Genomic DNA, 23,958 nt, shown 5'->3' on the forward strand with positions numbered 1-23,958 from the left:
AGATGTGTATAAGCGACAGCCGCGGACAGCACGCCCACCACCGCGAAGAGCGCTCCGGAGCGCAGGCTGGCCTCCTTGAGGATGGCCGCGTCCGGATGCACCGCGTGCACCAGCCACCCCCCCTCCAGCGGCACCGGCCCGGAGGACAGGAAGCGCGTCAGCAGGTACACGGAGAAGGTGCCCTCCATCTGCGCGAAGGCCACCGTGTAGAGCAGCACCAGCACCACGCACCGGCCCACGACGGGCAGCGTCAACGCGGCCGCGGCCCCCGCCATGCTGCGGGTCGTGGCGGAAGGCGAGTCCGCCTTGCGCGTCTCCGGCAGGAAGAACCAGGTGTTGAAGAGGTTCAGCGCGGACAGCCCCGCCGCGAACAGGCCGATGGCCAGGTTGCCGCCCCACGCCCCCAGCACGCCGCCCAGCGCGGGCCCCAGCACGAAGCCCAGGCCGAACGCCGCGCCGATGATGCCCATGCCCCGCGCGCGCTCATGCGGCTTGGTGATGTCCGCCACCACCGCCTGCGCCGTGGACACGTTGCCGCCGGACACGCCATCAATGACGCGCGACAGGAACAACAGGGGCAGCGTGTGCGCGAAGGCGAACAGCACGTAGCCCAAGAGCGAGCCCACCTGGGAGATGAGCAGCACCGGCCGCCGGCCGAACCGGTCCGACAGCCGCCCCATGATGGGCGCCGCCACCAGCTGCATCAGCGAGTACACCGCGACGAGCAGCCCCACCGCGAAGGGGGAAGCGCCAAAGCGCACGCCGTACACGCCCAGCTGCGGAATCAGGATGCCGAACCCGATGAGGTCCAGGACGGCGATGCCGAACACCACCCGCAGCGACGCCTCCCGAGCCAACTTCGCACTCCCTCGTCCCTTCGAGGGACCGTTGGAAAAGACAAGACCGCCGGAGCGCGCATACAGGGCGCTCCGGCGGCCGGGAAGAATCCCACTCTCAGCGTTGGGCGTCTACATCGCCTCGGCGGACTGGATGCGGCGGTTGGCCGTGTCGCGCTCGATGCAGCCCTTGGTCAGCGTGTACTGGTAGGTGCCCAGCTCGTCACGCCAGTACTCGCCCTCGTAGGGCCAGTAGAGCTGATCGTCCGCCACCGCCACGGAGTACTTGTACTTCTTGACGATGGCCGTGCGGCCGCCCGCCTTGAGCTGCTCCTCCAGGAACTCCTTCTCCTTGGTGGTGGTCTCGAACTTGATGCGCAGGCCGTTGGCCAAGAGCAGCTTGAGCGCCCCCAGCTCCGTCTCCAGCTTGCCCTTGGCCATGATGCCGGCCTTGGAGATGAGGCTGGTGCGCTGGACCTTGAGCTCTTCCAGCAGCTGCTTGGTCAGCTCCGAGTACTTGAACGTGTCGCCCTTGTTGCCGAACAGGTCCATCTCACCCTCGAGCTCCAGGATGGAGTCGTTGGTCTTCTTCAGGTCCTGATCCGTGAGGGCCAGGCGCAGGATGCGCTCCAGGATGATGTCCGTCCCGTTCTTCTCCAGGCCCTCCTTGTTCTTCTTCTGCACGTCCGCGAGCACCGTGTAGTACTCGGCCGCATCCATGTTCTTCTTCACGAGCCCGTCCAGCTCGTCGTGCACGGGCAGGTAGGTGCGCTCGAAGTCCTGGAGGATGAGGTTGGACTCCCGGTAGCGGCAGTTCTCGTAATAGATGACCGCCTTGAGGATGAGCGCCTCCGGGAAGTACTCCTCGCGGAAGAAGGGCGACGACAGGGTGATGAGGTTGCCCAGCGCCTGCTCGTACTGGCCGATGCGGTAGTTGGCCCAGGAGGACTCGAAGAGCGCCTCCAGCCACTGCGTGTTCCCGCGCTCCACCTTGTTCAAATAGAAGATGGAGAAGCGGTTCTGCTGCATGCCGTAGTGCGTACGGGCCAGCTGCATGAAGGCCAGCTCGCGCAGCGACTTGTCCAGCTTCGCCGCTTCACCGGTGCGGCCCGCCTGGGGACGGGTGAGGCGCACCACTTCCTTCATGGCCTCCACGGACGCCATCACGTCCGTGTTGCCACGCTTGGCCGCCGCGTCCTTGTGGGCGGTGCCGTTGCGGAAGAAGGCCAGGCCCTCCAGGTACTTCGCGCGCGGGTAGAACGGATCCGTGCGCGGGATGGTGAGCGCCAGGCGCTTCACCTCTTCAAACGACTTGTCCGCGTTCTCCGTCTGACCCACCTGATCCAGCGCGCGGCCACGCACGAAGTGGTAGCGCGCCAGCAGGTAGCGGAACTCGTTGCGGAACTTCTCCGGGAACTCGTAGTTCGCGTAACGGGCGATCTCATCCAGGATGACCGTCTCGTTCTGCGTCTTGCGGCTGATGAAGAACAGCCACTCCAGGCTCGTCTTGAAGAACTTCGTGGACGGGCCCGCGGCGAGGATCTTGGAGAACTCGCCCAGCGACGAGTGGTACAGCCCCATGCGGTAGAGCGACTTGGCCAGCACGTAGCGCGCTTCCACGTGCAGGCCCTGGAGCTTGGGGTCGCCCAACAGCTCGTGGGAGGCCATCGCGGCCTTCTCGTACTCGTCGTTCTTGAACAGGCTGATGGCCGCGTCCAGGCGCTGGCGGTCCGCCGTCTTGCCGGACACGTCCACCGCGTCGAACGTCATCGTGGGCGCGGGCGGCTTGTCGTTGTCACCCGTGAGGTCCAGCCCCAGGCCGGGGCTGCCCTGGGTCGAAGGCTTCGCGGGCGGCGTGGGCTTCGCGGCCGGAGCGGCGGGCATCGCCGTGGGCGCGGGCGTCGAGGTGACAGCCGCGGGAGGCGTGGCCGGGTTGCCCACGGGCGCGGGGGCGCTGGTGGCGGTGGAGGAGTCCTCGGAGGAGGTGTCCTCGGCCGGGGTGGCCGCCTTGCCCTTGCCGCGCTTGGCGGTGGTCTTCTTCTTGGAGGAGGCCTTGGAAGACGACCCCTTCTTCTTCTTCTTCGACTGGCCCGCCAGGTCCAGCCCTTCGAAGGACTGGGCCAGCGTGGGGGCCGTGTACGCGAGCGTGAGCCCGAGGACGGCGAGGCGGAGGAACCGGTGGGTGCGCATGAGTCTTTAGGAACCGGAGGGGAAGAAGAAGGACAGGCCCAGCTCGAACAGGATCTGGTTGCGGAGGTAGGTGGGCGTGGGCTCCCGGCCCTTCTCCTGGTAGATGGTGTCGCGCAGCTCCGTGCGCAGCGTCATCCACCGGTTGAAGAAGAAGCGCAGGCCAACGCCCACGTTGCCGCCGGCCGTGAGGTACGACTTGCTGCCCGCGACGGTCGAGCCGTCCAACTCCGAGGTCGCCGGGCCCTTGTACTGGACCACGGACGCGCCCACGACGCCGTACATGTCGAAGTGGACGAACTTCTCCGCCAGCAGCGACAGCTTGCCGTAGATGGGCGCCCACTGGACGTCCACGCCGCCCATGAGCGTCATCTGGCCGGGCGCGTACCCGTCCAGCTCGCCCTTGGTGGGCGAGCGGCAGCCTCGGGTGTCACCGCCCTCGCCCGGCGTGAAGGTGCAGATCTGCGCGGAGCCGGCCACGGAGTTCAGCGCGTAGCCGCCGCGCACGCCCACGCCCAGGGTCTCCATGGGGAAGTAGGTGACCGTGCCGCCGAAGAGGTACTTCTTGAAGAACGCGTCGCGGATGGTGATGGACGCGGACGGGCTGACTTCAAAGCGGCCCTTCTTGAGGAACATGTGGCCGGACACCGGCCGGATGCGCTCGCGAAGGGGCCCCAGGGCGTCCTTGTCCACCTCGGACACGTCGCCCGCCTCCTCCTCCTGGGAGGTGGTGGGCGGGTTGGAGTTGGCGGCCGTCTTCGGAGCCGGGGCCGCCGGAGCCGGAGCCGGAGCAGGCGTGGCCGCAGCCGGCGCGGCGGCGGCCGGAGCGGGCGCCTGGTCCGCGGCGGAGGCCAGCGCGGGCACGCCCGCGCACAGGGTCAGGAGCAGACGGAAGGCGGGCTTCATTCGGACTCCCTCCCCGTCGACTTGAGGGGCAGGAAGATGGAGATGCCCGCGTTGAGGGTCATGACGTTCTGGATGGCGCCCTTGCTGCTGCCCAGGGGCTGGTCCACGTAGGAGGTGTTGATGAGGGCCACGTTGACGGCCAGGTAGTCCTTGGTGACGAAGCGCATGCCCAGGCCCAGGTCGAAGGCCGGGTTGAGCCCGCGCTCGGGCAGCGCGGAGGTCTCCGTCCTCACCACGCCCATGCCGCCCAGGAGGTAGCCGTCGAAGTGGAGGATGGAGTTGAGGAACGACACCTTGCCGTAGAGCGGCGCCCACTCCAGGTCGCCCATGGCGGACCAGTTCGGCACGGAGTTGTAGATCTTGCTGTTGAACGTGCGCTTCGCCGTGCGGACGTCATCCGACGGGAGCACCTGGATCAACGACCCGCGCGCGGAGATGGCCAGCGTGTCCGACAGGTACCAGGCCGCCCGCAGGGACCCGCCGAACTTCGAATAGAACGGGTCGTTCACGGAGAGGCTCACGAACGGTGAGATCTCCAGGCGGTGCTTCTTCAGGTAGACCTTGCGCTGCACGCTCTTCACCCGGTCGTCCTGGGTGATGTCGGTGAGCGGCATGAGCGCTTCTACCGGGATGTCCTTCGCCGGTGTGGCGGCAGGCGGCGACGCGGGGCGGGCTTCCTCGTCCGGCGGCGGCGCGGGGTTCGCTTCGGGAGGCTTGGCCTGGGAGTCCTCGGTCAGATCGAGGCCCATGCCTTCCTGGGTCTGGGCGGGGGCCAGCGCGGGCCACATCAGGCTCAGCGCAAGCAGCAGCGTGGGGCGGTTCAAGTCCGGGCGCTCCGTGGGGGGAGGGAACGTACTGCCACCGGAAGGCAGCATGACATCAGCCGCACCATCCTATCGGTCGTATTCCCAACCATCAACCAGCAGAATGAGCCTGCCTCCTCTGGTTTCCTCTCGTATCCCTTCACAATTCCACTGTGCTCACGCCCCGTGGTCGGTGGTTGGCGCGCGAAAGCGGTGTGCTACCGTTCCGGGGTTCCGGGCGTCGTCGTCCTCCCCCCAACGCGCCCTGTTTCCATCCTTCCTAGAGGTCTCAAAGATGTTCGTGCGATCCGCGCTCTTCCTGTCCGCCGCCCTGCTGCTGGGAGGCTGCGACGTCAAAACCGAGCTGGGCAAGCCCTGCAACCTCGTGCGCAAGGCCACGCCCCAGGAGTATGAGGCGCAGGGTCGTGAAGTGGTGGAGGTGAAGGAGAAGGACATCGCGGCGGATCAGGACTTCATCTCCTTTGGCTCGCTGGAGTGCGAGGACCTCATCTGCGTGCGCGACGACCAGAGCCCCCGCAGCGAGGATCCGGAGGCGCCGGCCCTGGGCTACTGCAGCAAGGAGTGCGTGCAGGGCACCACGACCGGCTGCGAGATCACCCGCACGGTGGACGACGTGGAGAAGGGCCTCAAGGAGCGCATGACGTGCCGTCCCCTGCTCCTGGACCAGGACACGCTGGACGCCATCAAGGTCGCCGACGAGAGCTTCTACCGGCGCACCTTCGGCGAGAACAACTCGCCCTACTTCTGCGCGGGCGCCGTCCCGGCCGCGCAGGGCAACTGAACGGCGCACTGAACAGTCGCCTCGCGCGAAAGGGTTAGACCTTTTCGCGCCCCCCGTTCGTAAAGGCAGGGCCCGCGTTTCAACGCCTTCCGGAGCCCTGCCATGAATCGTACGGTCCTCTTCCTCGCCCTGGCTGGTGGCCTGGCCCTCACCGCGCTGGTGCTGGGCATGCCCCACCGGGCTGGCCTTCCGCCCCGAGTCGTCGTGACGGACCCGGTGACCCCGCTGCCCACGCCGGGGCCGCGGGTGTCCTCCGGAAGCCTCCAGGTCACGAGCCGCCTGTCGCACCCGTACGTGCCGGTGGGCACCTCCGAGACGTACGTGACGGTGGACCTCACGGGCGCGGAGGTGCCCGGGGCGAAGAGGAGCCCGGTGAACCTGGCGGTGGTCATCGACCGGTCCGGGTCCATGAGCGGCTACAAGCTCCAGCAGGCGAAGCAGGCCGCGCGGCACCTGGTGTCGCTCTTGCGCGACGAGGACCGGCTGGCCATCGTGCACTACGGCAGCGACGTGAAGAGCCTGCCGTCGCTGCCGGCCACCGCGGGCAACCGCGAGCGGATGCTCCAGTTCATCGACGGCATCTGGGATGACGGCGGCACCAACATCAGCGCGGGCCTGTCCGTGGGCCGCACGCAGCTGGCGTCCGCCATGGGCGGCGCGGCCACGGTCAACCGCCTCATCCTCATGAGCGACGGCCAGCCCACGGAGGGCGTGTCCGACGAGGACGGCCTCAAGAACGTGGTGCGGGAGATCCGCGCCTCCGGCATCACGGTGAGCTCCATTGGCGTGGGCACGGACTTCAACGAGGACCTGATGCAGGCCTTCGCGGAGTACGGCGCCGGCGCGTACGGCTTCCTCGAGGACGCGAGCAAGCTGTCCACCCTCTTCCAGCGCGACCTGCAGCAGGCCACCACCGCGGTGGCGCGCAACGTGGAGCTGTCCTTCGAGCTGCCCCCGGGCACGACGCTGGACGAGGTGCTGGGCTACCGCGCGCACCAGGCCGGCAACACCGTGCGCGTGGCGCTGCCGGACTTCTCCGCGGGCCAGGTGGAGCGCGTGGTGGCGCGCCTGCACGTGACGGGCACCTCCGCGGGCCAGTCCGTGCAGGTGGCGGGGCTGAAGGTCGCGTACACGGACCTGCTGGTGCACAAGAACGTGGAGGACCAGTCCATGCTGGCCGCGGTGGCCACCAACGTGCAGGAGGAGGTCGTCCAGCGCCAGGACAAGGAGGCCACGGTGTACGCGGCCCGGGCCCGTAGCGCGCAGAACCTCCAGAAGGCCGCCGCGGCGATGGCCCAGGGCAAGAAGGCGGAGGCGAAGGGCTACCTCTCCCAGAACCAGGTGCTCTTCGAGGAGGCGGGCTCGGTGGCGGGCGCCGCGGCGGTGGCGGCGGATCAGGCCGACCAGGCCCGCGCGATGCAGGAATACGACGCCGCGGACTCCGAGGAGGACCTGAAGGCCGCCGTGAAGAACAGCAAGGTGAAGGCGCTCAAGAGCTTCGGGCGCATGGGCTCGACGTACTGAGTGTCAGGCCCCGGGCGTGCGAGGGGGCAACGCCCGCCCCCCTGCCCGCCCGCCATCGCGTCGTCACATCTTCGCGGTTGACCTCCGGAATCGCGTGGCCCTATCTCCGCGTTCTTCCAGGCTTCACCCCCTGGAAGCAGGGCGCACTGGAGGCGCGGACAAGCATGGCGGCGAGCGCGAGCACCCCGTGGGTCGGGGTCATCATGGGCGGCAAGAGCGACCTGGAGCACCTGCAACCGGCGATCGACATCCTCGCCGAGCTGCGCATCCCGCATGAGGTGCGCGTCGTGTCCGCGCACCGCACGCCGGACTGGATGATGGAGTACGCGTCCACCGCCGAAGCGCGCGGGCTGTCCGTCATCATCGCGGCGGCGGGCGGCGCGGCCCATCTGCCCGGCATGGTGTCCAGCAAGACGCTGCTGCCGGTGCTGGGCGTGCCCATGCCCACCACGGTGCTGTCCGGCTTCGACGCGCTGCTCTCCATCGTGCAGATGCCCAAGGGCGTCCCGGTGGGCACGCAGGCCATTGGCAAGCCGGGGGCCGCCAACGCGGCGCTGCACGCGGCGGCCATCCTGGCGCTGAAGTACCCGGAGCTGCGCGAGCGGCTGGCCGCCTGGCGCAAGGCCCGCACGGATGAAGTCCTGGCGCAGCGCGAGGTGGCGGGATGAGCGGCCCCATGGTGCTCCCGGGCGGCACGCTGGGCCTCCTCGGCGGCGGGCAGCTGGGGCGCATGATGGCGCTCGCGGCGCGCACGCTGGGCTACCAGGTGCAGGCGTTGGATCCGGACTCGGCGTGCCCGTCGCGCAACGTGGTGGACCGCTGCCTCACCGCGTCCTTCACCGACACGGCGGCGGCCGAGGACCTGGCGCGCCAGTGCGACGTGGTGACGCTGGAGATTGAGAAGGTCTCGCTGGCCACGCTCAACGCCGTCTCCCGGCACGCGCCCATGCGGCCCGGCGCCTCCGTGCTGGAGGTGGTGCAGCACCGCGGCCGGCAGAAGGCGTGGCTCGCGAAGGGCGGCTTCCCGCTGGGCCCGTGGCGCGAGGCGAACTCGGAGGCGGAGCTGTCCGCGGCCATCACCGCGCTGGGCGGCAAGTGCTTCATCAAGTCCAGCGAGGGCGGCTACGACGGGCGCGGCCAGTACGAGGTGAAGTCCGCCGCCGAGGCGGGCGTCGCGTGGAAGGAGCTGGGCGAGCGCTCCGTGGTGGTGGAGGCCGCGCTGGACCTGAAGGCGGAGCTGTCCGTGCTGGTGGCGCGTGGGCCGGATGGACAGCTCGCGGTGTACCCGCCCGCGTTCAACCACCACGAGGAGCGCATCCTCGCGTGGTCGCTCCTGCCGGGGCCGCTGCCCCCCGCAGTGCTGTCGCAGGCGTCGCAGGTGGCGCGCGACATCACCGCCGGCCTGAAGGTCGAGGGGCTGCTGGTGGTGGAGATGTTCCTGCTGGGTGACGGGTCGCTGCTCGTCAACGAGGTGGCGCCCCGGCCGCACAACAGCTTCCACTCGACGGAAGTGGCGTGCCTGACGAGCCAGTTCGAGCAGGCCGTGCGCGCGGTGTGCAACCTGCCCCTGGGCTCCGTGGAGGTGGTGCGCCCCGCGGCCATCGTGAACCTGCTGGGCGACCTGTGGCTGCAGGAGGGCGGGCCCAGGTTCGCGCAGGCGCTGGCGCTGCCCGGCGTCCGGCTGCACCTGTACGGCAAGCGCGACGCGCGCAAGGGGCGCAAGATGGGCCACCTGTCCGCGGTGGGCAGCTCGCCCGAGGACGCGCTCGAGCGCGTGAAGGCCGCCGCCAAGGCCCTGGGGATGTAACGCCCATGAAGACGAACGCCGCCCGGCTGCTGGACTCGCTCGGCATCGCGTACACGCTGCGCGACTACGACGTGGATCCGGACGACCTGTCCGCGGAGACGGTGGCGGCGAAGGTGGGCATGCCGGCGGAGCAGGTCTTCAAGACGCTGGTGGCCAAGGGCGACCGCACCGGCGTGTTGATGGCGGTGGTGCCCGGCAACGCGGAGCTGGATTTGAAGGCCCTGGCGCGGCTGTCCGGCGACCGCAAGGTGGACACCGTCCCGCTCAAGGAGCTGCAGCCGCTCACCGGCTACATCCGGGGCGGCGTCACCGCGCTGGGGGGCAAGAAGGACTACCCCGTCTTCGTGGACGAGACGCTGGAGCTGTTCGACGCGGTCGCCGTGTCGGCCGGGGTGCGCGGGACGCAAATTGTCCTCGCGCCGGCGGACTACCTGCGCGTGACGAAGGGCAGGCCGGGACCCATTTCGCGTCCCAAGGCGTAGACCCTTTTCGCGCGCCGCGCGTTCGAAGGGACATTCCCGGCCGTAAGGCCGTTCCCGGGGTGTCCCGATGAATGCCGCCGTGTTGCAATTCCACCACCGCGAAGCCTTCGAGCACACCGTCACGCGCGCGCTGGCGGCAGGCGCCGGAGCGGGGCTGTTGCACTGGCTCACCTTGCGCGTGGGCATGCCGGTGCCGCTGACGTGGGTGGTGCCCGCCGCGGTGGTGCTGGCATGCGCGCGCGGCGACCGGTGGGACCGGGGACTCCTGAGCGGCCTGGGGTTGCTGCTGGTGGGGCTGCCCTATGGGCTGGGCCTGTCGCCCGCGTGGACCGTGGCCACGAGCGGAGCTGCCGCGGGGGCGCTGCTGGTGCGCGCGCGCCTCAACGAGCTGGGCGAGGAGGGACAGGTCGCGGAGGCCCGCCCCACCCTCGTGCACTACGGCCTGGGCGCGGCGCTGGGCGCGGGGCTCACGCTGGCGGGCGGCGTGGTGGCGAACATCCTGTCCGCGCGACTGGCGACCGTGGCCACGCCCACGCTGCTGGCGGCGGCGGTGGTGGGCGGCATCGTGGGGCTGTTCGTTGGATTGGGCGCCATCGCGGCGCACCTGGGCCTGACGGCGGATCCGGTGGAGGCGCGCGCGGAGGAGCTGCTGCCCCAGCTCTCCGGTGACTTCCTCACGCTGTCCGAGCGCGCGCTGTCGCTCTACCGGCAATGCGGCCAGTCCCTGGCGAAGCTGCCCCGGGAGCCCGCGCGCGAGGAGCTGGCCCGCACGCTGGCGCGCATCACCCAGGGCGCGGTGGAGCTGTCCTCCGAGTGGGCCGGCGTGGAGGCGCAGCTGGAGGAGCGCGCCGCCGCGGAGCTGCAGGCCGAGCGCGACAGCCTGGAGCGCAGCGCCCGCGCGAGCACGGACCTGGTGGCGCGCCGGCAGCTGGAGGCCGCGGCGGCGTCGCTGGCGGAGGAGGTGGAGCGGCTGGGAGACGTGCGTCAGCGGCGCGAGCGCATCCTCGCGAGGCTGCGCGCGGAGGTGGCCCTGCTGGAGCGTGCGCGCGTGGCGCTGCTGTCCCTGCGCAGCGGTCAGGCCCAGCTGAAGGCGGCGGAGCTGGCCTCGCTGGCCCGGCGGTTCCGCGCTCTCTCGACCGCCCAGGGAGAGGAGGGGCAGGCGATGGAGGCGGTCGCGGCTCAGGTGACGCTGACCCAACTGGCGCCCGTGGCCATGGCGCCGGTGGCCCCCGTGGATCCGGCTCCGGCGGGGAGCGGGGATGCCAAGGTGCCGGAAATCCAGCGGATTCAGGGGGAATAGGACCCGGAGGGGCTGTCGGGGCCCGCCCGCCCCGGGGCCCGGGCGGCCTCCTGGAAAAGCGTCCGTTTTCGAGTTTGGACCTGCCGGGTGGTCGGGGGGGACTGAAGCTTGCGCCGGAGCGCGGTACATTTCGGGGGCCATGAGCCTGCCCTCCCCCAGCAAGCCCGCAGCGCCACCGCCCTGGCTCTGGAACGGTGACGAACCGAGGGTCGCCACCGTCTTTCAGCCCATCGTCGATCTGCTCAGCGGCGAAGTCCTTGGCCACGAGGTGTTGTCGCGAGGCCTGGGTCCGGTGGAGTCCCCCAACGAGTTGTTCAACCGCGCGCGGGTGGAGGGCTTCACCTACGAGCTGGAGCGCGCGTGCTGGACCGCGGCGGTGCGGCGCATCGCCACGCTGCCGGAAGCGCAGCGGCGCGGCCCCTTCTTCTTCAACGTCAGTCCGGACGTGCTGAGCGACGAGCGCTTTGGCGGCGCGTCCACGCTGGAGCTCTTGCGTCAGCACGGGCTGAGCCCGCAGCAGCTGGTGCTGGAGATCACCGAGCGCAGCACGTTCGAGGACACGGAGCAGCTGCGGATGCTCGCGCGGCGGTACGCGGAGCAGGGCTTCGGCATCGCGCTGGACGACTTCGGCGCGGGGCACTCGGGGCTGGTGACGCTGGTGCACAGCGCGCCGGACTTCATCAAGCTGGACCAGGCGCTGGTGCGGGACATCCACCTGCACACGTACCGGCAGCACCTGGTGAAGTCGCTGGTGGCGTTCGCGCAGCGCGTGGACGCGGTGCTCATCGCGGAAGGCGTGGAGACGTGGAACGAGCTGGCGGTGCTCCTGCGCCTGGGCATCCGGCACGCGCAGGGCTACCTGCTGGCGCGGCCCGTGAGCTCGCCGCAGCGGCCGGGCGCGGACTTCGCGGAGCGCTGCCGCGAGGCCATCCGCGCGCTGCACCACCGTGAGCACGAGGACGACGAGACGGTGGGCAGCATGATCATCCGTCCGCCGTGCGCGCCGGTGACGGCGCAGGCGGTGGAGCTGGACCGGCTCTTCCGCCGCACGCCGGGCGAGGACCACGTCGTGTTGCTGGATGGCGAGCAGCCGCACGCGGTGGTGACGCGGCGGAGCTTCTACGCGCGCCTGGGAGGCACCGCCGCGAGCACGGAGTCCGCGCTCCCGGAGGGGCCCCGCGAGGCGCCGATGGTGGTGGAGGACGCGACGGCCATCACGGCGCTGGCGCGCATGGCGATGCGCCGTCCGTCCGAGTCCGTCTACGACCCGGTGGTGGTGACGGACGCGAAGGGCCACTTCCTGGGCACGGTGACGATGAAGCAGCTCATCGCGCGGGCCTCGGACCTGGAGCAGCACGCGGCGACGGGCGCGCATCCGCTGACGGACCTGCCGGGCAGCCGGATGATCGAGCGGTGGATCCGCGCCGCGCTCCAGGGCCCCGCGTTCACGGTCATCTACGCGGACCTGGATCACTTCGAGGCGTACAACGACCGCTACGGGTTCCTCCAGGGTGACCGGGTCATCCGCTACACGGCGAGCGTGCTGTCGGAGTGCCTGCACCTGTTGCCGGAGGGCTCGAACCTGGGCCACGTGGGCGGCGACGACTTCGTGCTCGTGTGTCCGGACACGGTGGCGCCGGAGGTGTTGCGCACGCTCTGCCAGCGGTTCGACGCGGAGAAGGTGCCGCTCTATGGCCCGGAGGACCTGCGGCGCGGAGGTGTCAGCGCGGCGGGAGACACGGTGCCGGTGACGCTGAGCCTGGCGGCGGTGGACCACCACGGCCTGTCCGCCCAGCCGCACCCCGCGGAGCTGTCCGCCGTCGCCGCGGCCCTGCGCAAGCGGGTGAAGGCCGTCTCCGCGCAGACGCGCACCAGCACGTTCCTGTTCCAGGCCAGCGCGGTGAAGTAGCCCCACCGCGCCTCACGCGCGTCACTTCCCCATCACGGCTTGATGGGGAGGGTGCTCACGCCCTCGAACTCCGCTGTGCCGCCGCGGACGATGCCGTTCTTCTGGCACCAGCCCCCCGGCACCTCCAGCACGTACTGGCTGGGGATGCCCACCGAGCGGTTCGTCAGCGTGCGCGGCTCCGCGTTCTCGATGATGCCCACGACGCGGCCCTCGGACGTGATGAAGAGCATGTCCAACGGGATGAGCGTGTTGCGCATCCAGAAGCCGCGCACCTCTTCATCCGGGAAGATGAAGAGCATGCCCTGCCCCGCTGTCAGCGACTTGCGCCACATGAGGCCGCGCGTGCGCGACTCGCCCGTGGCGGCCACCTCCACCTCCACGCGGTGCACACCACCGTAGGCATCCTTCAGCCGCACGTGCGCGCGCGGCAGGGTCGGCATCACGTAGTCCTCCGCCGACACGTCCGTGACCTTGGGTCGCGCCGGAGCGGGCGCGGCGGGCTTCGGAGGCGCGGCGGGCGCTTCCTGACACGCGCCGCCCGCGAAGGCCAGCGCCGCCAGAACGAACGTGAAACGCGCCTTCGTCCTCATCACGGGTGCTGGGGATGCAGGGGCTTGTTGAGCAGCTTCTCGGTCAGCTCGGAGCCCAGGCTGTCGGACATGAGCCGCTCCACCAGCGTCTCGAAGTCCACGCGCTGGGACTCGCTGCTGTAGATGAAGCGGATGCCCATGCCGGGCTCCTCCGCGTCGGCCTTGGACCAGACGACTTCGCCCAACAATTCGAAGGGTGCCTCGCGGTGCGGCACCGTCAGCTTGAAGAGGAAGCGCGTGCCAATGGGCAGCGGCTTCTTCGTCTTGATGAACGTGCCGCCCTTGCTGATGTTCTTCGTGTAGTCGGCGAAGAACGAATTGAGCTTCTTGTAGTCGACCTTCAGCTCGATGGGCGCACGACCGTGGGTGCGCAGTTCGGATCCGCTCTTCTGTTCGGACATGCGGCCGGGGAGTATAGGGGACGCCATGCGGCAAGTCCTCCCCCGTGCCCGTGCACTGTTGGGCCGTCCAGCCGTCCTGGCCACCGTGCTGCTGCTCGGCGGTGGGGGGTCGGCCCTCGTCCTCCTCCCGCTTTTCGGAGTTCCCGGCTTCGAGCTGGGCCTGGCCCTGTCCATCGCCGTCGGCCTGCTCGGGGGTGGGACAGGCATCGCCGCCGCCGCCCAGGAGCGCCGCATCCTCACGGGGGCCGCGCCCCATCCCGCCGGAGTGGAAGCCTCCGCCCTGCCCGGAACCGCCGTGGGCCGCGCCCTGGGCGCCAGCGCCGTCCTGAACCTGGGGGTGCTCATCCCCCCCTTCGTGTGCGCCCTGCTCTTCGCCCGGCTTCGCACCGCGTGCGACCCCTTCGAGCTGGCCGGCTTCTACCCCCTGCTGACCCTCCCTTCCGCCCTCATCGCGTCCGCGGCGGGCGTGCTCCTGGGCTTCATGACGGCCCGGCCCCGGAGCGCGGCGGGCCTGTACGCCCTGCTGCTGCTGGCCTCACTGGCGGTGACGGTGTGGCCCATCGTCTTCGGGCCCCAGGTGTTCGCCTTCAACGTCTTCCTGGGCCACCTGCCCGGCCCGCTCTACGACGAGGCCCTCCAGATGACGGCCGCGCTGGGCTGGTTCCGCGTGGAGACGCTCCTGTGGGTGGGAGTCTTCGCGGGGCTCGCCATCGCGCTGCTGGACGTGCGCACCGGGCGGCTGGCGCTGAAGGGCGCCCGGGTGGGGAGCCTGCTGGGCCTGGTGCTCCCCTGCGCGCTGGGCATCTTCTGGCTGGAGGCTCGCGCGCCCCAGCTGGGCCTGCGGATGAGCGACGCGTACCTGTCCGAGCAGCTGGGCGGCGTCCGCGAGACGGAGCACTTCGTCCTGCACTACCCGCGCGGCAAGGCCCGCGAGGACGTGGACCGGATGGCCCGCGACCTGGAGTTCCGCTTCACCCAGACGTCGGGCTTCCTGGGCGTGGCCCCCACCGAGCGCGTGCGCGTGTGGCTCTACCGCTCCGAGGACGAGAAGCAGCGGCTGGTGGGCGCCGGCCGCACCCAGTTCGCCAAGCCCTGGCGCACGGAGCTGCACATCCAGGACAAGGCCTTCCCCCACTCCACGCTGCACCACGAGCTGGCGCACGTGATGGCGAGCCCGGCGGGCTCCGGCTTCTTCCGCGTCACCACCCGGCTGGGCGTGTGGCCCCTGATGGGCGTGATTGAAGGGCTCGCGGTGGCCGCGGACGACCCCGTGCAGGGCGAGCTCACGCTGCACCAGTGGGCCGCGGGCATGCGCCGGCAGGGCCTGGCCCCGGACATGCGCGACCTCATGGGGCCCAAGGGCTTCTACCAGTCCGCCCCGGCGCGCGCGTACACCGTGGCGGGGTCCTTCCTGCGCTACCTGGCGGACACCTACGGCGCGGACCGGCTGCGCGCCGTCTACGCGCACGCGGACTTCAACGAGGCCTACGGCCGGCCCCTGGACGAGCTCGTCACCGAGTGGGAGCGCACCCTGGACGCGCTGCCCCTGGACGCGTCCACGCTCGCGCGCGCCTTCGCCCGCTTCCGCACCGGCAGCCTCTTCTCCCGCGCCTGCGCCCGCGAGGTGGCCCGGCTGTCGGACTCCGCGCGCGAGTCGCTCGCCAGCGACCCGCAGGAAGCGCTCCAGCGCTACCAGCGCGCAGCCCGGCTCCAGCCGGAGGAGCCGTCCTTCCAGCTGGGCCAGGCCGTGGCCCTGGACGCCCTGGAGCGAAGGCCCGACGCGGCGAAGGTGCTGGCCTCGCTGGCGGAGCAGGTGAAGGACCGGCCCGCGCTCGCCGCGGAGGTGGCCGTGGCCCGCGCGGACGTGGCCCTCCACCTGGAGGACGTGGAGGGTTCACGCGCCTTCCTCCAGGCCGCGCTCGCGCTGGACCCGGGGCCGGAGCTCACCCGCACCGCGCAGGTGAAGCTGGCCGCGCTGGAGACGCCGTCGCGAAGGGCGCCCATCGAGGCGTACTTCCGCGCGCCTCAAGAGGAGCTGCGCCTGCTGCTCCTGGACCGCGCCCTGCTCGCCTCGCCGCAGGACCCGTGGCTGCGCTACCTCTTGGGACGGCGGCTGCACCAGGTGGGCGCCCCGGCGCTCGCGGGCGACCAGCTCCAGCGCGCCCTGTCGGACACCACCCTGCCGGAGGCCATCCGCCGGGAGGCCACGCGCCTGCGGATTGAGGCCGCCTACCTGGCGGGCGACTGCGGCGCCGTGCGGCATGAAGTGGGGGCGCTGCCGGACTACGGGGCCGCCTTCCGTGCCGCGGCCTCCGAGTGGCAGGCGCGATGTGACTTCGAGCAGACGGCCTATCGCGGGCCCCTGGTGCCGCGTCAGGCTTTCCGCTAGACGCGGGCCCCTGCGGAATCGATTCACGCATTGACGGAAAGGTGGATGGGGCATGCACTTCGAGAAGACGCAGTACATCCAGGGGACGGTGGACGAAGTGGAGCGCGCGCTCCTGGACGAGCGCTATTTCCCGTACCTCCTCCAGCACCACGGCGTGCTGCTGGAGCTGCAGCCCCAGGAGGTGCGCGTGGACGGTGACCGCGTGCACCGCAAGGTGCGCTACCGCCCCAAGCCCGTCATCTCCTCCGTGGGCCCCAAGAAGGTGTCGCCGGAGTGGTTCGCCTTCATCGAGACGTCCACCTACGACAAGCGCACCAAGCAGCTCACGTTCACCAACACGCCCACGTCCCACACCATCTCCAAGATGCTGGTGAACACGGGCGTGCTGAAGCTGCGCGACCTGGGCAATGGCCAGACGGAGCGCAAGATGGAGGGCGAGCTGTCGCTCAAGGTGCCCTTCCTGCTCAAGCCCGTGGCGATGCTTGCCGAGCCGCTCATCAAGACGGAGGGTCTGAAGATCCTCGACGGCGAGCTGCCCGTGCTCAACCGCTTCATCGCTGAAGTCATCCGCGCCAAATAGTCAAAGCGCAGGGCAGGCGGCGGGGCCTGGGAATGGGTTGACACAAATGCGGTTGAACCCATAAGGCCCCGCCATGCACAACCGCTTCCTCGCCCTCTGCGCCGTCTTCCTCCTGGCCGCGTGCGCCCCGAAGCGCATCCCCGGCACGGAGTTGGAAGACACCGGTGATACCCGCGCCATCCTCTCCGTGATGGAGAAGTACCGCTCCGCCCTGGAGAACCGGGACGCCAAGGCCATCCAGGCGCTGGTGTCCCCGAAGTTCCGCGACGACGCCGGCACCCCGGATGACCCGGCGGACGACCTCACCGCGAGCAACCTGGAGGCGCACCTCCAGGGCCTCTTCACGAAGCTGCAGAACCCCAAGGTGGACTTCAACATCCGCCGCGTGGAGTTCCACTCGGACGAGGACGTCGCGCTCGCCATCTACTACTGGAACGCGTCCTGGCGGATGCCCGGCCTCAACGCCCGGCCCCAGTCGGACTCGGAGCTGGAGCAGATGGTGTTCCAGAAGGTCGACGGCGACTGGAAGATCGTCTCCGGCATCTGACCGTCACACCCCCACCAGCCGCCGCAGCCCGTCCGGGCCCATGCCGTCCAGGGCCCGCGCGCGCGCCAGGTAGGTGCGGAAGTCCTTGGGCGCGAGCTTGTCCGCGCCCAGCGGGGACAGGTGGTAGTCGCGGATGCGGCTGGTGGTGAAGCGCACCGCGCCGTAGAGGGCGTGGCCGTACAGCGCCCGCTTCTCCACGTCCGACAGCGGCCGGACGTCCTGGTAGCCGCGCAAGAGCGCCTGGCACCGGTCCGGCTGGTAGGCCTCCTCGAAGCACCACGCGTTGAGGGTGATGGCCACGTCCAGCGCGTACGCCTCCACGCAGGCCATCTCGAAGTCGAAGAAGGCGCCCACGCGGTCGCCCAGCCACTTCACGTTGTCCAGGAAGAGGTCCGCGTGGATGACGCCCCGGGGCTCCAGGCCCTGGCGCTCCCCTTCCGCGCGCGCGAGGAAGCCCTCCAATTCCGCCGCCACCGAGACGAGCTCCGGCTCCGGCCGCTGGGACAGGCTGTTGAGCCAGCCGCGCACCACGCCCGGGCCGTAGGGATTGGCGCGCGTGTTCCGGAACGACTGCGTCACCTGGTGCAGCTTGCCCAGCTCCGCGCCCAGGCGCTCCAGGATGTCTGGCGTGAGCCGGTCGCGGGTGAGCTCCTCGCCAGCCAGCCACCGGAAGACGCTGATCCGTCCGCCGTGCATGTCCAGGAAGGGCGTGGGCCCCGGCGGCACCAGCAGCACGGGCGCGGGGAAGCGTGCGCGGGCCAGGTGCTCCAGCAGGGACGCCTCGAAGCGCAGGTCATCCGGCGAGCGCACCGTCGTGTGGCGCACGAAGACGCGGCCCGCGTCCGTCTCCAGCCGGTGGTTGGTGTTGATGGAGCCCTGGGGGATGGGCGTGATGGAGCGCACGGCCCCCAGGCCGTAGGCATTCGCCACGTGGGTGAAGGCCTCGGGAGGAAGTGTCGTGTACACGGCCATGGCGTGCCTCCGGGGCGTGGCGCCCCCACGTGCGTGCTGCCCCCACCCGTTGACACCCCGGGGGGCCGGACCTATCTGTCCATGCCCGTCCTACTTCGCATAACTGTCTGAAAATCTTCAATCTTTGCGCGTGAGGCCACCCCCATGGAAACGCCGGGCCGCGGTGACTGGAAGCGTCGCGAGGGGCTGGGCAGCGCCCTGGCCCAGGTGGGCGTCGTCGCCGTGCTGCTGGCGGGCGGTGTCGCCTGGTACGTGCACCGCGGGCAGGTGCGCCAGGAGGTGGACGCCCACCTGCGCACGGCGCGCTCCGCGGTGCTGAAGGGCAACCCCAGCGACCTGGCCATGGCGCAGCAGAACCTGGAGACCCTCTTCGCGCTCGCGCCGGACTCGCGCGACGCGCGGGCGCTGGCCGCGGATCTCCAGATGGAGCTGTGGCTCACGCACCACCAGCCCGGCGCGGACGCCAAGGCGCGCGAGCAGCTGGAGCGCGCGGAGTCGCTGGGCTCGCGCTCCGGTGAGCGCTACGGCGCACGGGCAATGCTGCTCGTGAGCGAGGGCAAGACGGAAGAGGCCTCGAAGCTCCTGGAGGAGCTCAGGTCCCAGGGCGCCAACAGCCCCCGGCTGACGCTGGCCCAGGCGCGGCTGCTGCAGCACCAGGGGCGCCTGTCGGAGGCCCGCCAGGCCTTCGCGCGCGCGGCGGAAGGGGCGTGGAAGGACCCGCGCTTCTCCACGGCCTACGGTGAGGCGCTGCTCGATGAAGGCCTGTTCCCCCAGGCGGTGGAGGCCTTCGGGCGCGCCGCCACCGCGAACCCGGATCACCTGCTGTCGCGGGTGACGTCCGCGCTGGCGCAGCTGTACGCGGGGCGGTCTCCGGACGGCGTGGCGGCGACGCTGGAGGAGGTGCGCTCGCGCGCCAAGGACCTGACGCCCGCGCTCCAGGCCCGCATGGCGGTGGCGCAGGCGGAGGCCGCGCTGGCGAAGGGCGCTCCGGATGAAGCGCTCACGCACGTGGACGCGGCGCTCAAGGCCTGGCCGGACGAGCACTACGCCCTCTTCACCCGGGGCCGTGCGCTCGCGGCGAAGCGCGCTCCGGAGGCCCGCCAGGCCTTCGAGGCGGCCGTGGCGAAGCGGCCCACGGCGCCGCTGCTGACGCTGGAGGGCGCGCGGCTGCTCCAGGCCCAGGGTGACGGCGAGGGCGCGCTGGCGATGCTGGACGCCTACGAGAAGACCTTCCACCAGGTGAAGACGCGCACGGCGGACGGGAAGGAAGTGCCCGCGTTGGACCGGGACGACCGGTACTGGCTCGCGCGCGGCGGCGTGATGGAGGCGGCTGGCCGCCAGGACGACGCGCTCGCGTCCTACGACAAGGCGCTGTCGGCGCGCGGCGTGGGGCTGGCGAGGGCGCAGTACGCCAAGGGCGCGCTGCTGCTGGCGCGCAAGGACTTCGACGGCGCGAAGTCGCTGCTCACCGCCGTGGCCCCGGAGACGGGCGCGGGCAGCATTCCGGAGGCGTACGCGGCGCTGGGCGAGCTGCTCTTCGCCCAGGGCGAGTTCGCCGCCGGGTGCCAGCAGCACTACTTCTCGCTCGTGCGCGCCCGCGCGCAGGGCACGCCCGTGGACCAGCTGGCCACGCGCGCCAACGACATCAAGAAGCGCCTGGAGACCAGCGGCCAGCCCGCCATGGCCAAGGCCTGGCTCACGGAGGCAGGGCCGCTGTTCCAGCAGCCGTAAGAGGCTAGAGCAGCTCCGAGGGGTCCAACCGGCGCTGCTTCGCCTTCACCACGCGCCACTCGCCATCGGCCTCCTTCTCGAAGGTGCCCTCGATGGCGTAGGCGTTGAGCACGCTGTCCTTCGCCAGGTCCTCCAGCTTCTCCGCCTGCGAGCGGCCGAAGATGAAGCGCGCCTGGAACTCGCCCTGCGTGGGCGAGACTTCGTGCACGTCGATGTCGGTGGTGAAGACGCGCACCCACTGGCCCCGCAGCACCTGCGCGGCCAGGATGCGGTGCACGTCCTGCTTGCTCCAGCCATCGGTCGTCTTGAAGCGCTCGGAGACGCGCTCCATCACCCCGCCGACGTCCTTGTCCTCCGCCGCGCGCGACATGGCGATGATCTGCCGGGTGACGGCATCCTTCACCCCGGGCTCCTCGCGCGGCCAGAAGAACAACACGAGCGCCGCGGCGATCACCGCCGCCATGCCGCTCAGCACCCGGGCTCTGGTCAGCACCATCTCAGGCGGCCCCGGTCTCCGGCTCCAGCATCATGTCGTCCGCGTCGATGATCTCGAGCGGGCGCAGCGCCTCGCCAATCTGCTTCAGGCGCCGGTCGGACAGCTGCTCCAGGTACGTGCGGATGTTGGGGAACGACTTCACCAGCTCCTGGAACGCCTCCCGCTTGAGCCACCCCGCCGCCGTCTTGCGCGTCACCGACACCGTGGCCGTGGCCCTCAGGCCCGTGAGGAGTGAAATCTCCCCCGCCACGTCGCCCTCGCGCAGCACGCCCAGCGTCACCATGCCGCCCGCCGGGTCCTCCTTCTGCACCGTCAGCTCGCCGGCCAGCACCAGGAAGAGGCCCTGGGAGTGCTCGCCCTCCACCAGGACCTTCTCCCCCGGCTGGAGCGCGCGGAAGGTGAAGCGCTGGAAGAGCGCCCCGCGCTCGGATTCCGGCAGCTGCTGGAACAGGGGCGAGTTCGCCATCAGGTTGCGCATCATGCGCTGCTGCGCGAAGTCCGCCAGCAGCTGCGGCACCGCCGGGTGGTTCTTCGCCACCGCGTTGAGGTGCTCGCGGCGGATTTCGAAGACTTCCGAGTCCGACACCGCCGTCACCGTCGCGGTGGGAGGCGCGCCCGTGAGCAGCGCCAGCTCTCCGAAGATGGAGCCGCCGCCCAAAAAGCCCAGCGTGCGGTCCTCGCCGTCCGTCCTGCGCGTCACCTCCGCCTTGCCGGCGACGATGACGTGCAGGTGATCATCCGGCTCGCCCTCGCGGCTGATGACCTCCTCCGGCTTGATGGTGCGCCACACCATGCGCCCCACCAGGTCCAGGAACGCGTCCCGGTCCAGGTCCGCGAACAGCGGCAGCGGCGGGCGGCTCTGCGGATCCGCGTTGCCGCCGGTGTCCGGCGCGGCCAGCACTTCAATGGCGCGGTTGGACAGCTCCTCGCCCACGAGGCCCATCAGGTCCGTGTCCACCTTGCCGTCGTACAGGTGCTCCGGCGGCAGGGGCGGAGGCACGGCGGCGCGGCCCGGGGCGCTGCGCGCGGCGCGCGAGTGCACGCGGTAGAGCGTGTCCTTCAGGCGCCGCTCGTTCGGCGACAGCTCCAGGGCCAGCTTGCACGCGGCCATGGCGGAGAGGAGGTAGTCGCGGCGCAAGAGCCCTTCCGCGCACGCGTGGTACGCGGTGACGGCGCGCTCCCGCTCCCCCAGCTCCGCCAGACACCGGGACGCCAGCATGCGCGAGCGGTGGTCGGCGGGCACGCGGCGAACGGCCTCCGCGAAGACGGCGAGGGCGCGCTCGAACTGGCGCTCCTCGAACAGGTCCATGCCCAGCTCACGCAACGACGACTCGTTCATCCGGTGTCTCCAGACCGCTCACGACGACAGGTGTGACAGGAATTCAGGAATGGAGGCCGCCCGCCCCGTCCCTCCAGGCGGCGGCCCCCGCTAAGCCTTCGCGACCTTACGAACCGCCGGCCTTCTGCAGCTCGCTCAGCGCCATCTCCGCCTTGCGCTTCACGTCCGTGCCCTCCGCGGACGCCTCGATGACGATCTTGAACTGCTCCGTCGCCAGGGCCGGGTCGCGGTCGCGCGAGATGTACGCCGACAGGTACAGCTCCTCCACCTTCTTCTGCAGCTCGTCCAGGCCGTCGCGGGCGCGCGAGTCACCCGGGTTGAGGCGCAGCGCCTCGCGGAAGCTGCGGCCCGCCGCCGGGTACTCCTTGCGCTTGAAGGCCGCCTGCCCCGCCGCCACGGACGCGGAGGCCAGCTCGTTGTCCAGCGTGTCGCCCAGCGAGCCGTTGAAGCCGATCTGCCGGTACACCTCCGCCGCGCGCCGCAGCGGCTTCACGGAGGCCTCCAGCGAGTTGTTCTCGTACTTCTTCTGGCCCTCTTCAAAGGCGGAGCGGAACTGGGGGATGAGCTTCTTCAGGTTGCGCGCGCGGGCCTGGATGTCCGCCTCGCCGCGGTACTTGTCCATCACCCGGTCCACCTCCAGCGTCGCGCGCTGGAAGTCCCCGCCGTTGAAGCGGCGCTCCACGTCCTGGAAGGCCTCCGCCACGAACTCCGCGCGGCGCTGCTTGGCGTTCTCCGCCGCCACCGCCTGCCGGATGCCGGCCTGACGCGCGGCCTGCGCCGCCTCCTTGGCCAGGAGGGCCTCCAGGTCCGCGAGCTTCTGCTCGTAGAGCGAGCGCATGCCCTGCGGCAGCTCCGCGATGAGCGTGCGCGCGTCGTCCGGCCGGCGCTCCGCCAGCGCCGCGTCCACCAGGCCCAGCGTGTACTTCTGCTCGCCGGCCTCCAGGTCCTCCTCCAGCTTCTTGCGCACGTCGTCCGTGCGGGCCATGCCCTGCGGCGTCTCCGCCAGCTTCTGGCGCGCCTCCGGGTAGCGGTTCTCCGCCATCAGGGCGCGCACGGTCTGGAAGGAGTCCAGGATGTCCTGCAGCTGCTGCGCGGCCTTGGCCACGCCGTCCACGTCGATGCCCACGCGCAGCTTCTCCGCCTCCTGGGCGAAGCGCACCGCGTCCACGTACTCGCCGTCGCGCACCTTGTCGCGCGCACGCTGCATCAGCTCCTGGGCGCGCGCGAGGTTGGGGTCCACCGGCGGCTTGGGCGGGGGCTGGTTCCCCTTGGACAGCGCCAGGCCCAGGATGAGGAAGAGCAGCAGCACGCCGCCCACCGCCGCGCCGACCTTCATCTTGAAGGTGGGCTTGAAGCCCTCGCGCGCCGACGAGCGCACCGGACGCGGACGGGGCACGCCCGTCTTGCGCGCCTTCTCGTCGCGCATCAGGTCCGCGAGCTTGTAGTTCGCGTTGGTCTTCTCATCCAGGCGCGGGTCCTTCTTCTCCTCCTTCTTTTCCGCCTTCTCCTCCGACTCGCCGGACTCGGCCTTGGCGCGCATCTCCTTGATGAGCTCGCCCTCGTCCACGAAGCGCAGGCGCGTCTTGCCCACGGAGATCTCATCCCCGTGCTTCAGGATGCACTCGTCGACCTTCTGGTCGTTCACCTGGGTGCCGGAGATGCCGCCCAGGTCGCGCATCACCACGCCGCTCTCGCCGTAGACGAGCTCCAGGTGGCGGCGCGACACCGTCTGGTCGCCCAGGGCGAAGTCGCAGTCCTTGCTGCGCCCCACCACCATGCGCACGCCCTTGAAGCGCTTCTTGCGCCCCTTGTCCGGGCCGTCCAGCACCAGCATCAGCACCGGCGGGCCGGCGCGCGTCGTCTCCGAGTTGTCCTCGTCCTCGGCGGGCTCCTCCGCCTCCGGGCGCACGTCGTCGATGGAGGCCACCCGCGTCTCGCCGGTGCGCGAGCGCACGGGCTCCGCGTCGCCGTACAGCTCCGGATCACCTCCGTCCTGGCTGTCCTCGCCAGAGAGCGGCGCGGACCAGTCTTCCTCCGGCACGGCGGAGACGCGGCGCGAGCCGCCCCCTCCGGAAGCATTGGGACGGCGGTCCGCCGTCGCGCCCCCGGCCGAACGGCCGGTGCCTGAACGCGATGACGGTGAGGGACGGCGAGGAGGCATGGGTGGGTCCAGGTTGAAGCGGCCAGCATCTTAGAGCGCCCACCGCACGGTGGGAATGCGCTCCGGGCGTTCCTTTCAGGGAAGACGGGCCCGGTCCGGTTCGTTGGCCCGCACGCCGTCCCGTCTCCGATGTAGGTTTCCTCCATTCCCGTTCCCTCAAGCGCCACGAGCCACCCCATGCCCCGAGCCCTCGCGT

General features: G+C 70.7%; 21 protein-coding genes. 11 read left to right on the top strand and 10 right to left on the bottom strand.

Features of this window, described 5'->3' with window-relative positions; translation table 11 throughout:
* From D7X55_RS12545 to D7X55_RS12560, 4 genes are all read right to left on the bottom strand, one after another.
* The coding region (locus D7X55_RS12545) for an MFS transporter (protein ID WP_147470094.1) at positions 1-857 on the bottom strand (857 nt) is incomplete at its 3' end.
* 111 nt (positions 858-968) lie between these two features.
* A complete protein-coding gene (gene gltC / locus D7X55_RS12550; RefSeq protein ID WP_120548080.1) occupies positions 969-3,026 on the bottom strand; it encodes an adventurous gliding motility protein GltC in 2,058 nt (685 codons plus the stop codon).
* Between the two features lie 6 nt (positions 3,027-3,032).
* A complete protein-coding gene (locus tag D7X55_RS12555; protein WP_121723189.1) occupies positions 3,033-3,929 on the bottom strand; it encodes an outer membrane beta-barrel domain-containing protein in 897 nt (298 codons plus the stop codon).
* Positions 3,926-4,753 (bottom strand): outer membrane beta-barrel domain-containing protein, encoded by an 828-nt coding sequence (locus tag D7X55_RS12560; protein WP_120548078.1) that lies wholly within the window; start codon positions 4,751-4,753, stop codon positions 3,926-3,928. The genes D7X55_RS12555 and D7X55_RS12560 overlap by 4 nt, the downstream gene beginning before the upstream one ends.
* 274 nt (positions 4,754-5,027) lie before the next feature.
* On the opposite strand from D7X55_RS12560, the gene cglC reads away from it, so the two are divergent.
* From cglC to D7X55_RS12595, 7 genes are all read left to right on the top strand, one after another.
* On the top strand, positions 5,028-5,534 hold the full coding sequence (gene cglC / locus D7X55_RS12565; RefSeq protein WP_120548077.1) for an adventurous gliding motility lipoprotein CglC: 507 nt from the start codon (positions 5,028-5,030) through the stop codon (positions 5,532-5,534).
* A 102-nt stretch (positions 5,535-5,636) separates the two neighbouring features.
* A complete protein-coding gene (locus tag D7X55_RS12570) occupies positions 5,637-7,058 on the top strand; it encodes a VWA domain-containing protein (protein ID WP_120548076.1) in 1,422 nt (473 codons plus the stop codon).
* 164 nt (positions 7,059-7,222) lie between these two features.
* Complete coding sequence (gene purE, locus D7X55_RS12575; protein ID WP_199746943.1) at positions 7,223-7,726, top strand: 5-(carboxyamino)imidazole ribonucleotide mutase; 504 nt, start codon at positions 7,223-7,225, stop codon at positions 7,724-7,726.
* Positions 7,723-8,865, top strand: coding sequence for a 5-(carboxyamino)imidazole ribonucleotide synthase (purK, locus tag D7X55_RS12580; RefSeq protein ID WP_120548075.1), 1,143 nt, complete (start codon positions 7,723-7,725; stop codon positions 8,863-8,865). Before purE ends, purK begins: the two co-directional genes overlap by 4 nt.
* A gap of 5 nt (positions 8,866-8,870) precedes the next feature.
* Positions 8,871-9,347 (top strand): Cys-tRNA(Pro) deacylase, encoded by a 477-nt coding sequence (ybaK, locus tag D7X55_RS12585; RefSeq protein WP_121723190.1) that lies wholly within the window; start codon positions 8,871-8,873, stop codon positions 9,345-9,347.
* Positions 9,348-9,426: 79 nt separating this feature from the next.
* Positions 9,427-10,647, top strand: coding sequence for a hypothetical protein (locus D7X55_RS12590; RefSeq protein WP_233609816.1), 1,221 nt, complete (start codon positions 9,427-9,429; stop codon positions 10,645-10,647).
* A 139-nt stretch (positions 10,648-10,786) separates the two neighbouring features.
* The gene (locus D7X55_RS12595; RefSeq protein WP_120548072.1) at positions 10,787-12,556 is read left to right on the top strand and encodes a GGDEF domain-containing protein; all 1,770 of its coding nucleotides are present in this window, start codon (positions 10,787-10,789) and stop codon (positions 12,554-12,556) included.
* Between the two features lie 32 nt (positions 12,557-12,588).
* On the opposite strand, the gene D7X55_RS12600 is transcribed toward D7X55_RS12595, so the two are convergent.
* Complete coding sequence (locus D7X55_RS12600; RefSeq protein ID WP_199746944.1) at positions 12,589-13,146, bottom strand: DUF192 domain-containing protein; 558 nt, start codon at positions 13,144-13,146, stop codon at positions 12,589-12,591.
* Positions 13,146-13,547 (bottom strand): TIGR02266 family protein, encoded by a 402-nt coding sequence (locus D7X55_RS12605; RefSeq protein WP_043321926.1) that lies wholly within the window; start codon positions 13,545-13,547, stop codon positions 13,146-13,148. The genes D7X55_RS12600 and D7X55_RS12605 overlap by 1 nt, the downstream gene beginning before the upstream one ends.
* 25 nt (positions 13,548-13,572) lie before the next feature.
* Here D7X55_RS12605 and D7X55_RS12610 point away from each other — a divergent pair, with 25 nt between their 5' ends.
* The 3 genes from D7X55_RS12610 (at position 13,573) to D7X55_RS12620 (ending at position 17,063) form a co-directional block, all read left to right on the top strand.
* On the top strand, positions 13,573-15,936 hold the full coding sequence (locus tag D7X55_RS12610; protein ID WP_199746945.1) for a hypothetical protein: 2,364 nt from the start codon (positions 13,573-13,575) through the stop codon (positions 15,934-15,936).
* A gap of 52 nt (positions 15,937-15,988) precedes the next feature.
* Complete coding sequence (locus D7X55_RS12615) at positions 15,989-16,516, top strand: hypothetical protein (RefSeq protein ID WP_120548070.1); 528 nt, start codon at positions 15,989-15,991, stop codon at positions 16,514-16,516.
* A 73-nt stretch (positions 16,517-16,589) separates the two neighbouring features.
* Positions 16,590-17,063, top strand: coding sequence for a nuclear transport factor 2 family protein (locus tag D7X55_RS12620; RefSeq protein WP_120548069.1), 474 nt, complete (start codon positions 16,590-16,592; stop codon positions 17,061-17,063).
* A gap of 3 nt (positions 17,064-17,066) precedes the next feature.
* Here D7X55_RS12620 and D7X55_RS12625 read toward each other — a convergent pair whose 3' ends face one another.
* Complete coding sequence (locus tag D7X55_RS12625) at positions 17,067-18,035, bottom strand: homoserine kinase (RefSeq protein WP_120548068.1); 969 nt, start codon at positions 18,033-18,035, stop codon at positions 17,067-17,069.
* Between the two features lie 144 nt (positions 18,036-18,179).
* Here D7X55_RS12625 and D7X55_RS12630 point away from each other — a divergent pair, with 144 nt between their 5' ends.
* Entirely contained in the window at positions 18,180-19,766 is a 1,587-nt protein-coding gene (locus tag D7X55_RS12630; RefSeq protein ID WP_121723192.1) for a tetratricopeptide repeat protein, read from the top strand.
* Positions 19,767-19,770: 4 nt separating this feature from the next.
* On the opposite strand, the gene D7X55_RS12635 is transcribed toward D7X55_RS12630, so the two are convergent.
* The 3 genes from D7X55_RS12635 to D7X55_RS12645 form a co-directional block, all read right to left on the bottom strand.
* Positions 19,771-20,262: a hypothetical protein gene (locus D7X55_RS12635; RefSeq protein ID WP_120548066.1), complete on the bottom strand. Its 492-nt coding sequence runs from the start codon at positions 20,260-20,262 to the stop codon at positions 19,771-19,773.
* 1 nt (position 20,263) lies between these two features.
* On the bottom strand, positions 20,264-21,601 hold the full coding sequence (locus D7X55_RS12640; RefSeq protein ID WP_121723193.1) for a cyclic nucleotide-binding domain-containing protein: 1,338 nt from the start codon (positions 21,599-21,601) through the stop codon (positions 20,264-20,266).
* A gap of 106 nt (positions 21,602-21,707) precedes the next feature.
* The gene (locus D7X55_RS12645) at positions 21,708-23,762 is read right to left on the bottom strand and encodes an FHA domain-containing protein (RefSeq protein ID WP_120548064.1); all 2,055 of its coding nucleotides are present in this window, start codon (positions 23,760-23,762) and stop codon (positions 21,708-21,710) included.
* Positions 23,763-23,958 lie beyond the last annotated feature (196 nt).

The sequence above is a fragment of the Corallococcus sp. AB049A genome (assembly GCF_003668885.1).
In the GTDB taxonomy this organism is placed as follows: Bacteria; Myxococcota; Myxococcia; order Myxococcales; family Myxococcaceae; genus Corallococcus; species Corallococcus interemptor.

Excerpts from the sequence above, each read along its gene's own strand:
- gltC (WP_120548080.1), bottom strand. The coding sequence starts at position 3,026 with ATGCGCACCCACCGGTTCCTCCGCCTCGCCGTCCTCGGGCTCACGCTC.
- D7X55_RS12555 (WP_121723189.1), bottom strand. The coding sequence starts at position 3,929 with ATGAAGCCCGCCTTCCGTCTGCTCCTGACCCTGTGCGCGGGCGTGCCC.
- cglC (WP_120548077.1), top strand. The coding sequence starts at position 5,028 with ATGTTCGTGCGATCCGCGCTCTTCCTGTCCGCCGCCCTGCTGCTGGGA.
- D7X55_RS12570 (WP_120548076.1), top strand. The coding sequence starts at position 5,637 with ATGAATCGTACGGTCCTCTTCCTCGCCCTGGCTGGTGGCCTGGCCCTC.
- purE (WP_199746943.1), top strand. The coding sequence starts at position 7,223 with ATGGCGGCGAGCGCGAGCACCCCGTGGGTCGGGGTCATCATGGGCGGC.
- purK (WP_120548075.1), top strand. The coding sequence starts at position 7,723 with ATGAGCGGCCCCATGGTGCTCCCGGGCGGCACGCTGGGCCTCCTCGGC.
- ybaK (WP_121723190.1), top strand. The coding sequence starts at position 8,871 with ATGAAGACGAACGCCGCCCGGCTGCTGGACTCGCTCGGCATCGCGTAC.
- D7X55_RS12595 (WP_120548072.1), top strand. The coding sequence starts at position 10,787 with ATGAGCCTGCCCTCCCCCAGCAAGCCCGCAGCGCCACCGCCCTGGCTC.
- D7X55_RS12600 (WP_199746944.1), bottom strand. The coding sequence starts at position 13,146 with ATGAGGACGAAGGCGCGTTTCACGTTCGTTCTGGCGGCGCTGGCCTTC.
- D7X55_RS12605 (WP_043321926.1), bottom strand. The coding sequence starts at position 13,547 with ATGTCCGAACAGAAGAGCGGATCCGAACTGCGCACCCACGGTCGTGCG.
- D7X55_RS12610 (WP_199746945.1), top strand. The coding sequence starts at position 13,573 with ATGCGGCAAGTCCTCCCCCGTGCCCGTGCACTGTTGGGCCGTCCAGCC.
- D7X55_RS12615 (WP_120548070.1), top strand. The coding sequence starts at position 15,989 with ATGCACTTCGAGAAGACGCAGTACATCCAGGGGACGGTGGACGAAGTG.
- D7X55_RS12620 (WP_120548069.1), top strand. The coding sequence starts at position 16,590 with ATGCACAACCGCTTCCTCGCCCTCTGCGCCGTCTTCCTCCTGGCCGCG.
- D7X55_RS12625 (WP_120548068.1), bottom strand. The coding sequence starts at position 18,035 with ATGGCCGTGTACACGACACTTCCTCCCGAGGCCTTCACCCACGTGGCG.
- D7X55_RS12630 (WP_121723192.1), top strand. The coding sequence starts at position 18,180 with ATGGAAACGCCGGGCCGCGGTGACTGGAAGCGTCGCGAGGGGCTGGGC.
- D7X55_RS12635 (WP_120548066.1), bottom strand. The coding sequence starts at position 20,262 with ATGGTGCTGACCAGAGCCCGGGTGCTGAGCGGCATGGCGGCGGTGATC.
- D7X55_RS12640 (WP_121723193.1), bottom strand. The coding sequence starts at position 21,601 with ATGAACGAGTCGTCGTTGCGTGAGCTGGGCATGGACCTGTTCGAGGAG.
- D7X55_RS12645 (WP_120548064.1), bottom strand. The coding sequence starts at position 23,762 with ATGCCTCCTCGCCGTCCCTCACCGTCATCGCGTTCAGGCACCGGCCGT.